Raw genomic sequence first — 15,293 nt, 5'->3', positions numbered from 1 at the left:
AAAAATTAAAAAAATTGAAAATTTAGGTTAAAAAACTATTGCTATTTTTTTTAAATATGGTATTATTCAATAACCTCAATTAAAAATAAAAAATATTGAGGTATAAGTTCTTTGACAGATATATAAGAGCGTAGATTTTTTAGAAAGTATTTTTCCAATAAAACGGAAATCGGCATTTAAAAAATCTTCACTAAATAATTAAAATACACAATTAGATTGTGTGTCTTAGAGTAGAAACAATAAGCGGAAAGTTACTAAAGAATTAGAAGAAACAGCTTTTTAGCTAAAGTCTCATTCAAGAGCATATTTGATTTTTAAATTTTTAATTTATCTTTAGTTAAAGAAGGAAAGGATAATATGGTCAAGTAAATAAGGGCTTAAGGTGGATGCCTAGGCACTGGAAGGCGATGAAGGTCGTGACAAGCTGCGATAAGCTACGGGGAGAAGCAAATATTCTATAATCCGTAGATAACCGAATGGGAAAACCCGTAAAAGCAATCCTTTTACATCATGCATTGAATACATAGATGTATGAAGCGACACCCAGGGAACTGAAACATCTAAGTACCTGGAGGAAAAGTAATCAAAATTGAGATTCCCTCAGTAGTGGCGAGCGAAAGGGGAAGAGTCTAAACCGTTATAATGCCAAGTTGCAAGATTTTGTTATAGCGGTGTTGTAGGGCGATATGTGAAATACTTGCATATTTCGACTTTAATCTATATGATAGTAGAACTGTTTTGGAAAAGCAGACCATAGTGGGTGATAGTCTCGTATACGAAATCATATAGTTAAGGTTATGTCGTTCCTGAGTAGGGCGGGGCACGAGAAACCCTGTTTGAATCTGGGTAGACCACTATCCAAGACAAAATACTAGCCAGTGACCGATAGCGTATAGTACCGTGAGGGAAAGGTGAAAAGTCTCCCGTTGAGGGCTATTAAATAGAACCTGAAACCTTAAGCTTACAAGTAGTCAGAGGGTATCCTATTAGCAATAATAGCGACCTGATGGCGTGCCTTTTGTAGAATGAGCCTGCGACTTATAGTATGTAGCAAGATTAAGAGGTAATAGCCTTGTAGTCGTAGTGAAAGCGAGCCTTAATAGGGCAAAATTAGTTGCATGCTATACGACCCGAAGCCAAGTGATCTACCTATGAGCAGCGCGAAACTCGAGTAACATCGAGCGGAGGTGCGAACCAGTGGTCGTGAAAAGACTTTGGATGACTTGTGGGTAGGAGTGAAAGGCTAATCAAACTTGGAGATAGCTGGTTCTCTCCGAAATGTCTTTAGGGGCAGCGTTATGCGTTTACTTGCGGGGGTAGAGCACTAAATGGACTAGGGCTCCTAACCGAGTACCAAACCCAACTAAACTCCGAATACCGTAAGTTAAGAGCATGGCAGTTAGACAGCGGCGGATAAGCGTCATTGTCAAAAGGGAAACAGCCCAGATCCTCAGCTAAGGTCCCAAAATCTATGTTAAGTGGGAAAGGATGTGAGAATACTTAAACAGCCAGGAGGTTGGCTTAGAAGCAGCCATTCCTTTAAAGAGTGCGTAACAGCTCACTGGTCGAGTGTTTTTGCGCCGAAAATGTAACGGGGCTCAAACATAGTACCGAAGCTAGGGAATTATAGAGTTAATCTATAATTGGTAGGAGAGCGTTCTTTAAGCCGTCGAAGATGTATCGTAAGATGCGTTGGAGGTATAAGAAGCGAGGATGCAGGCATAAGTAACGAGAAAACGGGTGCGAAACCCGTTCGCCGCAAACCCAAGGTTTCCTAGGTAAAGCTAATCTGCCTAGGGTTAGTCGACCCCTAAGATAAGGCTGAAAAGCGTAGTCGATGGGAAACAGGTAAATATTCCTGTACTATAGTATGTTTCGATGGAATGACACAGATTGTTTGCGTGCGCGAGGTTTTGGTTGTCCTCGTCGAACCGTTTAGACTTGTGGCGAGTCAAATGCTTGTCGCTTTAAGGTTGAGGCGGGATAGTGACTGGGCTTTCGGGTTCAGGAAGTTGCGTGAACTAGGCTGTCGAGAAATAATTTCTAAGGTTAGGCATATTATAATCGTACCGTAAACCGACACAGGTGGGTGAGATGAATATTCTAAGGCGCTCGAGATAATCTTCCCTAAGGAACTCTGCAAATTAGTCTTGTAACTTCGGAAAAAGAGACGCCTGAATCTCGGTAGCAATATTGGGAGGAGGGTCGCAGTGAAAAGGCCTGGCCGACTGTTTAACAAAAACACAGATCTCTGCAAACATGCAAATGGATGTATAGGGATTGACACCTGCCCAGTGCTGGAAGGTTAAAAGGAGAGGTTAGCGCAAGCGAAGCTTCGAATTGAAGCCCCAGTAAACGGCGGCCGTAACTATGACGGTCCTAAGGTAGCGAAATTCCTTGTCGGGTAAGTTCCGACCTGCACGAATGGTGTAACGATCCGGGCACTGTCTCGGGGAAGAACTCGGTGAAATTGAATTATCAGTGAAGATGCTGATTACCCGCAACAGGACGGAAAGACCCCGTGAACCTTTACTATAACTTGGCATTGAGTTTTGTTTTGCGATGTGTAGAATAGATGGGAGACTTTGAAGCGAGAGCGCCAGCTTTTGTGGAGTCATCGTTGAAATACCATCCTTCGTAAAATGGGATTCTAACGATTAGCCGTTATCCGGCAGTCGGACATTGCCAGGCGGGTAGTTTGACTGGGGCGGTCGCCTCCTAAAGAGTAACGGAGGCGTGCAAAGGTCACCTCAAACCGAATAGAAATCGGTAGTAGAGTATAAAGGCATAAGGTGGCTTGACTGCGAGAGAGACATCTCGAGCAGGTGCGAAAGCAGGTCTTAGTGATCCGGTGGTCCCGAGTGGAAGGGCCATCGCTAAACGGACAAAAGGTACTCCGGGGATAACAGGCTTATCTCCCCCAAGAGTTCATATCGACGGGGAGGTTTGGCACCTCGATGTCGGCTCATCGCATCCTGGGGCTGGAGCAGGTCCCAAGGGTTTGGCTGTTCGCCAATTAAAGCGGTACGCGAGCTGGGTTCAGAACGTCGTGAGACAGTTTGGTCCCTATCCGTTGTGGGCGTTGGAAAATTGAGAAGAGTCATTTTTAGTACGAGAGGACCGAAATGAACGCACCGCTGGTGTATCTGTTGTCTTACCAAAGGCATCGCAGAGTAGCTATGTGCGGACGGGATAACCGCTGAAAGCATCTAAGTGGGAAGCCTCCTTCAAGATTAATTTTCCCTATGAGTTTCGTTGGAGACTACGACGTCGATAGACTGCAAGTGTAATTGGGGAAATCCCATTCAGCTGAGCAGCACTAATCAGACCAATGGCTTGACCATATTATCGTTTTCTTCTTTTGTTTTTCAAATTAATTAAACGATAGATAAAGAATGAGACAATCTGCGCTCTTATATATCTGACAAAGAATAAAGTTCTTTAATTTGTTAATATTATTTCGGCGACCATAGAGAAAGTGATACACCCGTTCCCATTCCGAACACGGCAGTTAAGCCTTTCATCGTCAATGGTACTATAAGGGTAGCTTTATGGGAGAGTAGAAAGTTGCCGGGTATATATTATATATTTAATCCCAATAGATTTTATCTGTTGGGATTTTTTATATAATTTATTTTTAATCAATGTTCAAAATTTTTTGTAAATTAAAAATATTTAAATTAATTATGTTGACATTATTTTAAAAGATTGTATAATTTCGATATAAATAAATTAAATTACAAATAAGTAATGGATTTTATATGATAACTAAAAATACTATAATTTCGTTAAACAAAGCCATAATTGTATTTTAAATTTTATATATCTCAATTTTTGAAGGCATTTAAATTTTTAAGTGTCTTATTTTTGTTGCATAATAAATTTGATAATATTGTACAAGGGGCTAAAGCCACTTGTTGTTTAAAAATATAATAACAAGTGGTTTTTACCCCTTGTATGCTTTTTCTGTAATAGCATACAAGGGCTTCCCCCTTGTTTTTAATTATTTACTTTCTAATTAATTAAAGCGCCCTCCGTCCGCAACAAACGAAAGACGCCAAAATTATAGGAAATACAAAGGATTTGAGAATAATCCTCTGTATAAGAAAGATGCAATTTAAATTTTTACTTTATTATTAAATTAAAATTCTTGTTTTTATCGCTCTACTAACCTTCTTTAAAGTAAATCAAATTTTTAATCTTACTTTTTTAATATCAAATAAAATAAGAAAAAAACTATTTCTTTTTATCTCTCTACTAACCTTTGGTAAAGCAAATTAAAATTCTTATTCTTTTTTGATAACAAAAATTATTTATTCTTTTTGGTATCAAAAAAATAAAAGAATTTCTTTCCAAAAGAAAAAACTTATAAATAAGGAACTCGCCAATCGACAAGTCCCTTATTATAAATTTATTTACTTTCTATTTATTAAAGCGCTGGCAAATACCAAGTTATTCCCGTAGTGCTTGCAAATGTTATAGCGCTTTGGTCTGCAGTAGTTCCGCCGTTATTTAAATCTACTTCAAAATACCATTCAAGGTTTTTCAAAGGCGTAATATAAATTTCTGCATAAGCGCCATAATATAAACTGTAAAGTTCTTTAACTTTGTTGTCTGTTGCGCTTCCTTTTTGATTAATTTGGAAACCTAATGAAGGCTCAACATACAATGAAACTATATCGCTGTTTGCAGTTATTCCCAAAGCTGGAATTATTTTCAAATCCCAAGCGCCTTTTGCCCAAGTAGGAGTATAGCCTGAACTGCCAATAGTCGTTGTAGCACTAACCAAATCGGCGGCTTGAATTCTCGTTTGATTATGTTGTTTTCCTAAAGCGCCGTTATATTGAATTTTGATTATAGGATTAATCGCAACTTCTTCAACCATTGAACCAAACCATAATCTAAAATCAAATCCAAAAGTTTCTGCAAATGTGCCTTTATCTTTCGTGCCTCCTTCAGTAGCTTCATAACCGTAATTACCATATCTTAAATATAATCTAATTTGAGGAAGGAAATCTAAACCCGTATAATATCTAAATTGAGCGTCCAAACTTACTGCGGTGAATCTGCTTTTATCTCCGTTTTCACGTTTGTCTGCTAGATTAACCACTTGAATAGGAATAGCCATTCTAAATGCATTATCCATTGCATTCAAAACTAATACAGGCGTATGAGCTACGGCTTCTGTCTTTTTGCCTTCCGCTTTACCGTTATATTTTGTCCATCTTTGCGAGCCTATGGTTGCATTATAGCCAACGCCAACGCTGATTAAAGAAGAAGTATAACCAAGTCCCATTGAAATTGTAGGATTAAAGTTATAATTTACTCCATCCGTTGTGTTTAGCATTTTGCCAAACTGTCCGCCGAAACCTTTGTTTCTGAAGCCAAAAGTTCCTTTAATAGTGTCGTTTCCAAGCGTAAAACCTAATTGGTCGGCTCTTGCTCTAAATCTGTTTCCATCGGTAAGAAAAAATATCCAATCTGAATCTGGACCATACATACCGAAAATTGTTGCGCTTGCCATAGAAAGCAAAGCTATTGTTGTTAGAAAAATCTTTTTCATTTTCTCTCTCCTTTTTAAAATTTTTTTGATTTTTCGTATTAAATAAAAAATCCTTCAAATTATCGCAAATGCAATAAATACGCCAAAAACCATAACAAGAACCATTTAAAGAATTATAATTTCCGATTTTTGACAAATTATAATTTTTGCTTTCAATGTTTATAAAATCGTAATTAAAATATTTTACGAAATTGCAATTTTCACCGAATGCAAAATTATAATTTTCATTAACCGAAGGATTATAATTTTTTAGATTATTCTCATTATGATTAAAGCCGTAATTATAGCAAAAGCCATAATCTAAAAGACTTATTATTTCAAAATTATTAAAATTAAATTTTTTAAAAGTTGATTGCCAAGCCTTAAATTTTTTAAGCCCGCAATGAATTATATTAAAAAATAACTGAACTAACTTATATAAAAATTTTGCAAAGAATAAATTTATCTCATGGTTGACGGTTGACGGTTGACGGTTGACGGTTGACGGTTGACGGTTGACGGTTGACGGTTGACGGTAACCTAAACTATAAGATAAATATTTTACTATCATAACTCTATCAATAAAATTAATATTTAATTAAATTATACAATATTTAAAAAATTAGTCAATAACAATTTAAATATTTTTTAACTAACTTTTAATTTATACAATAAGTTTAAAAATTAGTCAATAGTTTATTTTAATTTTTTTCAATATTGATTAATTTAATTTAACAATATTTTATAATATTAAAAAAATTTGTCAACTATTTATTTTAATTAATTGAATAATATTTTACAACATTTTAAATTTTTTGTCAACAAAATAATTTAAATATTTATTAATTAACTTTTATATTTATACACTTTGATTAAATTTTTGTCAATAACTCTATAGCATAAGACGGACTTTAACACAAGAAAAAATTTGAATAAAATCAATATTAATATATAATATTTTACAATGAATATTTTTAATAGTTTAAAACTTTAACATTGTTCTTGTAGAGAGGTTATAGTGTATAATTCGGTTATTGGATATGCTTTTAAGATTATAAAAGGCAATATGTTTTTTTCGGTAATAATGTTTATTATAATATCGCAGTTGATGGTTGTAAATTCAATTTTTAGTTTAGTTTGGAAATACGAAATATTAATACAACAAGAAATTAATTTTTTTAGGCAATTTTCAATTTATTCTTTGTATATATTTATTTTTATATTGTCTTTTTTATTATCTACATTATCAAGCATATATATTTTTTCAAGAAATAGAAGAATGTTCTCAACTTTAAGAATATTCGGTTCAAATAAATCGGAAGTTAGAAGATTGTATAGCGTATTAAGTTTTTTATATCCTATAATATCTCTTTTTATATGCATTATAGAAGATTTAATTTTATATATAAGATATAGAGGCGTAATTTCAAACGCTTTAGAAAATATAGAAATGTCCGATATATTCAGCGGAGCTTTTTTAATATTATGCGCGAATATAGTTTTGATTTTATTTTTTATGTTCGGGGCTTTTATTACGAATTCTATTCTTTTAAATCGAGACCCTTATGAAGATTTAAGGGGGACGCTATGAATATAAAAATTATCAATGTTTCTAAAACATTTAATTTTGGAGTTAATAAATTTAAAGCCTGCGAAAATATAAGTTTAGATATAAATCAAGGCGATTTTATAAGTCTTGTAGGACATACGGGAAGTGGGAAAAGCACTTTATTAAGCATAATCGGAGGAATATTAAAACCGAGCGAAGGCTCTATTTATTACGATTCTTATAAATTAGATAATCCTTCCGAAGAAATTTTATCAAGTTTTAGAAGAGAATATTTTTCTTATATTTTTCAATATCCCGTTATAGTTCCAACTTTAACGGTTATAGATAATATTTTAATGCCTCTTTCTTTTAAGCATAAAATAACCGAAGAGAAAATAAAACAAACTAAAAAAAATATAGAATTATTTTCGCTTAAAGAAAAAACTTATTTAAAATCTTCAAACCTTTCAGGCGGAGAGATGAAAAAAGTTTCCGTTTTAAGAGCTTTAGCTTACGGTTGCAAATGCTTAATAGCGGACGAGCCAACGAGCGATTTGGACCCTTCTACAACAAAAACTCTAATGGAAATATTTGCCGAATTAAACAGAAACGGAACTACTATAGTTATGGTTACTCATGCTCATAATATAGCGGCGCATGCGAATAATGTTTATGAAATGTCAGACGGTAAAATAGTTCGATGCCTAAAATAAAATACGAATTTTAAATTTGTTTTATAAAATATATTATGATATAATAATTAAAATAAATTTTTTAGAGAATTTTATGTCGGAAAAAATATTTTTATATATTATAATAGGTATTATTTGGGCGATTATAAGTCTTATCAATCAGGCTAATAAAAAACAAACAAAAAAACAAAAAAAATATAATAATAAAAAAACAGAAGACGAAGAAGAAATTTTTAAAAATCTAAATAATACTTTAAATAGCGAAAAAACAATTAATAATCCGAAAGTTGAGAAAGTTAAAGAAAAAGAAAATAAAATTTATGAAACATCCAATAAAGAAAAAGAAATACTTGAATTGCAAAAAAAATATAATTCTATCATAAACGACAATAAAAATATAATAGAAAGCGTTAATACAATTAATTTGGTTTCGGATAAAAAAACAAATAATATAAATAATGTTATTTCTTCTTTAAATATAAAAAACGCTATAATTTACAATGCAATACTTGAGCCTAAAAGATTAAATTACAGACGAATTAAAAAAAGTTAAGAGAGTTAAAATAATGCAATCATTTGAAGAATTAATTTCAATAGTTAAAAAATTAAGAGGCGAAAACGGATGCGCTTGGGATAAAGTTCAAACTTTTGACAGTTTAATTCCATGCTTTTTGGAAGAATCTTACGAAGTTGTAGATGGAATTTCTAAAAGAGATTACAAAAATATAAAAGAAGAGCTTGGCGATGTTCTTTTGCATATCGTATTTTTTTCGGAGCTTGCTAACGATGAAAATAAATTTAATATAGACGAAGTTATAAAAAATATAAATGAAAAACTTATAAGAAGGCATCCGCATGTTTTTGGCGAAAGCAATATTAAAGATGTTGACGGAATATTAAAACAATGGGATGAAATAAAGAAAGAAGAAAAAGCAGAAAAAGAAAATAAAAATTATAAAAGCGTTTTGGACGATATTCCGAATTCTTTACCCGTAATGGAGCGAGCTTATAAATTAATGAAAAGAGCGGCTAGCGTAGGTTTTGAATATAAAAACGCCGATGATTCTTTGAAAAAAGTTGAAGAAGAATTTTTAGAAGTTAAAGAAGCTTATAATGAAAGTAAAGAAAATAATAATAAAGAACATTTAGAAGAAGAGATAGGCGATTTGATTATGACGATTTTGGATTTTGCAAGAATGAATAAAATTAATCCCGTTAACTCTCTTATTAAGACAAATAATAAATTTATTAGAAGATTTAATTATGTGGAAGAAAAAGCAAACGAACAAAATAAAAATTTAGCAGATATGACTTTAGAAGAAATGGATTTATTATGGAACGAATGCAAAATAAACGAATATAAATTAAAAGGAGAAATTATAACAATGAAAAAAGTCAGTCCTAATAAAAAATATACTTTATTCGACTTACTTAAAATAATAATAGATAAAAGATACGAAACTAAAATAACTAGTCAAGAACATATTAACGCTTTGCTTGAAGCTATAAATAGAAGTTCTAAAGCGGATATTATTTATAAAAACGAAAATAAATTAACTTGTTTGCATTTAGCCGTTCAAATTGGAAGCGCCGATATAGTAAAAGCTTTAATAGAAAAAGGCGCTGATGTTAATGCGATAACAGACAGAGGAGTAACACCTTTGCATTTAGCTATAGTAAAAAAACAACCCGAAGAGATAATAAAAGTTCTTATAGAAAACGGAGCGGATTATAATGTGAAAGAAGCTAACTTTTCCGCAATGGAGCTTGCAAAATTAATGGATGTCGATTATATGCATTTATTTTATAAAGATAAGGAATAGAAAAACTTTAAAAAATTACTTTATTTTTAAAATTAACTTTTTTCAATATGAATTGCCACGCATCCGCCAAATTCTAGCAATAAAAATTAAATAAAATTTCTTAAATTTAATTTTACAAATAATCATTTAATTGATTTTTAATTAAGTTATTGATAAATTTAATAATTTATATTAAAATTATGTAAACTTAATTATTAGTCATTTTTTTAATTGGAGATATTGTGTTGATTAAAAATATAAAAACTGTTTTAATAATTTTATTGTTTTTCTGCTCGATAATTTATGCTAAAGAAAAAAAATATAACGAAAAAACTTATATAAGAAACGAAGAAGAAGCAAAAGCCGCTTATAGTTTGGCATTATTCTATAAAGAAAGAGCTTTAGCTTCAAAAATTCCGACTGAAGAATCTATTGAAGATTTGGAAAAAGCGAAAGTTATTTTAAAAGAAGTTTTAAAATATATTAACAATAACGAAATAAATATTACTTTAGCGGAAACTCATGAAGCTTTGGGCGAATATGACGAAAGTTCCGCGATATACGATAAATTAATTTCTGAAAATCCCGATGATGTTTATTTACTTATAAAAGCCGCAGAAAGAAATATATTTTTGATGGGCGATTACGGAAAGGCAAAATATTATCTTGATAACGCTTATGAGATTGACTCTTTTAATAACGATATCCTTATATTATTAGGATTTATTTATTATAGCGAAAGAGATTTTGAAAAAGCCGTTTTATATTTTGAAAAAGTTGAGCCGAGCAAGGGAGCTAGCAATAATTATATGCAATATTATAATTATTATTATGGAATGAGCGAATTTTATTTAAGCAGATTTAAAAAAGCTTTGAACAGATTAAAAGAAGTTAATATAAAAGGTTTAAATCCTGTAGACAGATATAATACTTTATACGGCATAATAAAAAGTTATCAGGCTTTAGAAAATTATAAAGAAGCTTATTCAAATAGTTTAGCTACTAAAGACGCTCCCAAATTGAGTTTATTTTTAAGTTTTATGGCGGATGATTATAACGAAGAATTATTTTCTGAAATAGATATGTCGGATGCGCCAAAAATTTTATCGATAATATTAACGGCTAAAAACGAAGGCTATAGCAACGCTTTAAATATTATAGAAACGGGTTTAGACAGAAGAGATATAGATTTAGATATAATTCAAACTTATTACAAACTTATTAATGAAGTCGGAGATATTGAAGATAAAATTAACGCCGAAATGGACACAATCTCTTTTTATGTCGCCCTTAAAAATATAGACGCATTGCCTAATCATATAGATAAATTAATCGAATACGATAAAACGGAAAAATTTAATAATTTATATTTGCAAGCGGCTGCGGAGTTTAGAAATCAAAACGATTTTGAATCTGCAAAAGAAATGCTTAATAAATATATTTCTTTAACAAATAAAGCCATATTAGAAAATGAATTAGTTTCTTTAGTTCTTACGGCGATTGATATAAAAGAATACGATTTAGCTTTGAATTCTATTAATAAATTTGAAAAAGAAAAATATTCTTATAGTTATTTAAGAGCTTATGTTAATTTGCATAAAAATGAAATTGAAAAAGCGAATAATTTTTTAAACGAAGATTTAATATATTTTAGAAATAATAAATCGAATACAAACGAGTATAGATTAAATATTCCTTATATAACGGCAATGTCCGTATCGAATACAAACTCCGTTATGGAATATGTTAATTTTATTTATTCAAGTAATACGAATTCGGCTAATAACATAAATAGCATGGCTTGGGTTTTGGTATATTTGGAAATTGATATTGACAGAGGAATAGAGCTTGCTAAAAATGCCATAAAAAAAGAATCTAAATCTCCTCATTATTTGGATACTTTAGGTTTTGGATATTATAAAAAGAAAAATTATGACGGCGCTTTGAAACAACTTCTTAAGGCTGCTTTATATGTTGACGATAATTCTAAAGCGGAAATATATTTGCATATTGCGGACGCTTATTATGATAAGAACGATTTGAAGAACGCTTTGAAATATTATAGAAAATCAATTTCTTCTTTGTATAAAGATTTTATTTTTATTAATTTTGAAGAGGATAGAATAAAAAAGAGAATAGAGTTTATAAATAATAAATTAAAAAATTAAAAATATTTTAGGAGAAAAAATAAAATGATAAAAAGGACATTATTATATTTATTTGCATTTGCATTTTTAATTCAAAATATATTCGCTCAAAACGAAGAAAATATTATTAAAGAAGCTTTCGATAGATTTTCAAAATCTCCTTTTACTTCAATATATTCTTCAGGCGGAGCGTTTTACAGCGGAGACGATGTGGACCAAATGCCTTTGCTTATTAATTATTATATGAATGGAACGAGCAAATATATAAGCGCGGTTGACGGACTTTTTGGAGGCGCAATAATGAACGCTCAAGTTATTAAAAATCAATTAACTTTGAATGTTCCCGAAGAAGAGCCTATAAAAGATAATTTTAATAATTTTTCTTTGGAAGCTCCGATAATGCGTTTTCCAAAAGTTTACGCCGATATATTAGATTATAAATTTATAGATTTAGATAAAAAAATATTAAGCAGTAATTTAACATTGGGAAAAAATTGGCATACTCTAAAAATAGGATATGCAGACAGAGTCGACACAATAATATTTTCGGCTTCAACTTACAGAATAAGAAATATTTCAATCGCTTTTATGAATAATTTAATCGATATAACTTTAGGTTCTTATACTACAATTAATAATATTCCTTATCCAAAAGAATTTATAATAAAAAGCAAAACTGATAAAAGAGAATTGCGTTATAATATAACAAATGTTTTAGCGGGAGATAATGCAAAAAGAGAAGCTAAAAAATTAGGTTGGTAGAAAATTTAAATTTTTATTTATATGTATGAAGAATATTTTAATTTTTTAAATATAGATTATCAAAAAAGAATAGCTTTGATAAAATACACTTCTTTGGTTATAGATTATAATAAAAATATAAATATAACGGGAGCTAAAAATATTGAAGATTTTATTAAAGAGCATATTATAGATTCTCTTCTTGCTTTTGATTTATTTAAAAATTATGACAATATTATCGATATCGGTTCAGGCGCTGGACTTCCTTCAATTCCTCTTTCTATAATTTACGATAATAAAAAATTTGTTTTATGCGAATCAAAAAATAAAAAAGCCGACTTTCTTAAATTGGCAAAAAAAGAAATTTGCTTAAATAATATAGAAGTAAAATGCGTTAATGTTTATGAAATAAAAGAAAAATACGACACAATCGTAGCGAGAGCTTTTTCTGATATAAAAACTTTGTTAAAAATATTTAACAAATTAAAAAATAAAAATTCTGTTTTGCTTGCTTATAAAGGCAAATTAAATAAAATAAACGAAGAGCTTGAAGAAATTAAAGATATAAAAAAATATAATATTGAAATAAAAAAATTAAATAATGAAGATAAAGAAAGAAATATTGTTATTATTAAAGAAAATTAAAAAGGATGCATAATGCTTTATATTGCGGCAAGAGATATTGGAAATTATAAAGACAATACGGAAAGGTTAAAAGAAATTCTTATAAAAAGCGATATAATATTAGCGGAAAGTTTCAGAGAAGCGACAACTCTTTTTAAGATTTTAAATATAAATATTGAAAGAGAAAAATTAATCGAATTTAGCGAACACACGAATAAATCAAAAGAAATATACGAGATAGTAGAAAAAATATTAAACTGTAAAATCGCGACTTTAATAAGCGATTGCGGAACTCCGATTTTGGAAGACCCTGGAAAAATATTGCTTGAATATTGTTATTCAAATAATATAAAAGTTAAGCCAATTCCTGGAGTAAGCAGTATAACCGCCGCAATAATGTGCTTGCCTTTTAATTTTAAAGAATTTTATTATGCGGGTTTGCTTTCGCGAGACGATAAAGAGAGAGAAAGAAAATTAATATATTTAAAAAAATTAAATATTCCAATTATAATTTTAGATACGCCTTATAGAATGAATAAAGTATTAAATGTTATTAAAAAAGTTTATTCAAAAAATAAAATAATCGGGCTTTGTTTGGATTTAACTACCGATAAAGAAGAAATAATAATAGACGAAATTGGAAATATATGCGAAAGATTTAATAAATCGGAAGATAAGAATAAAAGAGAATTTGTTATTGTTATAAGTTAAATTATTTTTTCTTTTATCTAAAATAATAAGACAAAATATTTTTAAAAGAATTTATATGATGCCTTATATCGTAAATATCTCTTATATCTGCGATTTTATGAAACAAATATAAAGGATTAAAAGACAAATTATAAAAGTATTCTATATATTTATATAATTTCTCTTCGTCAAAATTAAGTTTAATTACGGATTTACGCATATCAAAATCGAACCAATTTTTAGTTTTAAGCAAATCGTTTTCCTTACAATAATTAAATAATTGAGTATTAGGATAAGGCACAAATATTGAAACATTCATTGAATTAACATATCCGCCAAGCATTAATTTTTTTACTATTTGAAATGTTTTTATAATATCTTCTTCCGTTTCGTTTGGATAGCCTAATTTTACCATTAAGTCTATAAATAATCCCGCTTTTTTTGCTAATTTAATCGATTCAACCATTTGCTCTATATTATTTCTATCTATTCCTATTTTTTCCATCGTGTAGCTATTAATCGTTGGCAAATTAAATATTATAGTTTTGAAGCCTGCTTTTTTCATCATTTTAAAATCTTCAAAATGCAAAATATTTAAATACATATAACAATCTATATATACTTTTTTATTTAATCCTCTCTCTCGCATAGTTTCGCAAAATAAAGAAAGCCATTCGTCAGTTGGAAAACAAATAGTGCAATCTATAATCTCTTTTATTCCGTATCTTTTATTTAAATATTCTATTTCGTCAACCACATTTATCGGACTTCTTAACATCGCGTTATTGAAAAGTATGCTCGAAGAATTGCTATTAAATCTATTATATATAGAGCCTCTTCCTGACATTATAAAAGTTCCTGGATATTTTTTAAAATATTCGTTTTTCTTTGAGTAAATTTTCCAATTAGTTAAATTTCTATCTATAAAAGGCAAACTGTCTAAAGGATAATCAAGCATAAACTTTCCCGTATTTTTTATATCTCCCGCTTTGTTTCTGTAATATATTCCTTTTTCTAATTTATCGCCGTTATTTATATGTTTAACTATGCTTAAAAGAAGAATCTCATAATTTCCGCCCGTTATAATAAAATCGGCTTTTGAATTAATTAAACTCTCTTCAGGCAAACTCGTCACATGGTCGCCTGCCAAAACCACATAAACTTTGCCGTATTTATTTTTTAAAGTGTCTATCGCATCCCAAATATAATTTATAATCGGAGTTCTAGTTTCAAAAAATATTAATTGAGGTTCTATTTTGTCAAGTTCGCTAAACCATTCTATAGTATCCATATTTCTCGCTATAGTATCAAGAAAAAAAACATTATAACCGTTATTTTTAAGCAAAGTCGCCGCATAAGCGGGAAGAATAGGATAAGTATAAGACGGATTTCTTAACCATTGAAACTGTTCGTTTAAAGACATTAAAGGAAAGCCTTCGTTATTTTCAAAAGGCGGATATGTTATGCATATTCTCTCTACTTTATCTTTTTTCATTTTATTTTTAA

General features: G+C 30.1%; 11 protein-coding genes, 2 rRNA genes and 1 pseudogene. 11 read left to right on the top strand and 3 right to left on the bottom strand.

The features are described 5' to 3' along the window. The first annotated feature begins 359 nt into the window (after window positions 1–359). Window positions 360–3,344, top strand: a 23S ribosomal RNA gene (locus tag EPJ79_RS05895). Between the two features lie 115 nt (window positions 3,345–3,459). Beyond that, a 5S ribosomal RNA gene (gene rrf, locus EPJ79_RS05890) occupies window positions 3,460–3,576 on the top strand. 853 nt (window positions 3,577–4,429) lie between these two features. On the opposite strand, the gene EPJ79_RS05885 is transcribed toward rrf, so the two are convergent. Together EPJ79_RS05885 and EPJ79_RS05880 are read right to left on the bottom strand one after the other, a co-directional pair. Continuing rightward, window positions 4,430–5,563, bottom strand: coding sequence for a cell surface protein (locus EPJ79_RS05885; RefSeq protein WP_147738792.1), 1,134 nt, complete (start codon window positions 5,561–5,563; stop codon window positions 4,430–4,432). Next, the gene (locus EPJ79_RS05880; RefSeq protein ID WP_147738791.1) at window positions 5,445–6,113 is read right to left on the bottom strand and encodes a hypothetical protein; all 669 of its coding nucleotides are present in this window, start codon (window positions 6,111–6,113) and stop codon (window positions 5,445–5,447) included. The genes EPJ79_RS05885 and EPJ79_RS05880 overlap by 119 nt, the downstream gene beginning before the upstream one ends. A 447-nt stretch (window positions 6,114–6,560) precedes the next feature. Between EPJ79_RS05880 and EPJ79_RS05875 the strand changes: the two genes are divergently transcribed. The 9 genes and pseudogenes from EPJ79_RS05875 to EPJ79_RS05840 all read left to right on the top strand — a co-directional run bounded on the left by EPJ79_RS05875 (window position 6,561) and on the right by EPJ79_RS05840 (window position 13,808). Beyond that, window positions 6,561–7,133 (top strand): hypothetical protein, encoded by a 573-nt coding sequence (locus tag EPJ79_RS05875; protein WP_147738790.1) that lies wholly within the window; start codon window positions 6,561–6,563, stop codon window positions 7,131–7,133. Beyond that, window positions 7,130–7,804, top strand: a complete 675-nt coding sequence (locus EPJ79_RS05870; protein ID WP_021959411.1) for an ABC transporter ATP-binding protein — start codon at window positions 7,130–7,132, stop codon at window positions 7,802–7,804. Before EPJ79_RS05875 ends, EPJ79_RS05870 begins: the two co-directional genes overlap by 4 nt. A 73-nt stretch (window positions 7,805–7,877) precedes the next feature. Beyond that, window positions 7,878–8,336 carry a hypothetical protein gene (locus EPJ79_RS05865; protein ID WP_147738789.1) on the top strand — a complete coding sequence of 153 codons (459 nt, stop codon included), beginning with the start codon at window positions 7,878–7,880 and terminating at the stop codon, window positions 8,334–8,336. Window positions 8,337–8,349: 13 nt separating this feature from the next. Beyond that, window positions 8,350–9,147: pseudogene (gene mazG, locus EPJ79_RS11960) on the top strand (nucleoside triphosphate pyrophosphohydrolase); the annotation flags it as partial. A gap of 21 nt (window positions 9,148–9,168) precedes the next feature. After that, entirely contained in the window at window positions 9,169–9,606 is a 438-nt protein-coding gene (locus tag EPJ79_RS11955) for an ankyrin repeat domain-containing protein (protein ID WP_167497322.1), read from the top strand. 221 nt (window positions 9,607–9,827) lie between these two features. Next, window positions 9,828–11,753, top strand: a complete 1,926-nt coding sequence (locus tag EPJ79_RS05855) for a tetratricopeptide repeat protein (protein ID WP_147738787.1) — start codon at window positions 9,828–9,830, stop codon at window positions 11,751–11,753. Window positions 11,754–11,777: 24 nt separating this feature from the next. Further along, window positions 11,778–12,494, top strand: coding sequence for a hypothetical protein (locus EPJ79_RS05850; RefSeq protein ID WP_147738786.1), 717 nt, complete (start codon window positions 11,778–11,780; stop codon window positions 12,492–12,494). Between the two features lie 21 nt (window positions 12,495–12,515). Next, the gene (gene rsmG / locus EPJ79_RS05845; RefSeq protein WP_147738785.1) at window positions 12,516–13,118 is read left to right on the top strand and encodes a 16S rRNA (guanine(527)-N(7))-methyltransferase RsmG; all 603 of its coding nucleotides are present in this window, start codon (window positions 12,516–12,518) and stop codon (window positions 13,116–13,118) included. Between the two features lie 12 nt (window positions 13,119–13,130). Continuing rightward, window positions 13,131–13,808 carry an SAM-dependent methyltransferase gene (locus EPJ79_RS05840; RefSeq protein WP_147738784.1) on the top strand — a complete coding sequence of 226 codons (678 nt, stop codon included), beginning with the start codon at window positions 13,131–13,133 and terminating at the stop codon, window positions 13,806–13,808. 13 nt (window positions 13,809–13,821) lie between these two features. On the opposite strand, the gene EPJ79_RS05835 is transcribed toward EPJ79_RS05840, so the two are convergent. Next, complete coding sequence (locus EPJ79_RS05835; protein WP_147738783.1) at window positions 13,822–15,282, bottom strand: B12-binding domain-containing radical SAM protein; 1,461 nt, start codon at window positions 15,280–15,282, stop codon at window positions 13,822–13,824. Between the last annotated feature and the right edge of the window lie 11 nt (window positions 15,283–15,293).

Source organism: Brachyspira aalborgi (genome assembly GCF_008016455.1).
Taxonomy (GTDB): domain Bacteria; phylum Spirochaetota; class Brachyspiria; order Brachyspirales; family Brachyspiraceae; genus Brachyspira; species Brachyspira aalborgi.
The sequence above is the reverse complement of the archived record's forward strand: the minus strand, read 5'-3'. Positions and strand labels throughout refer to the sequence as shown.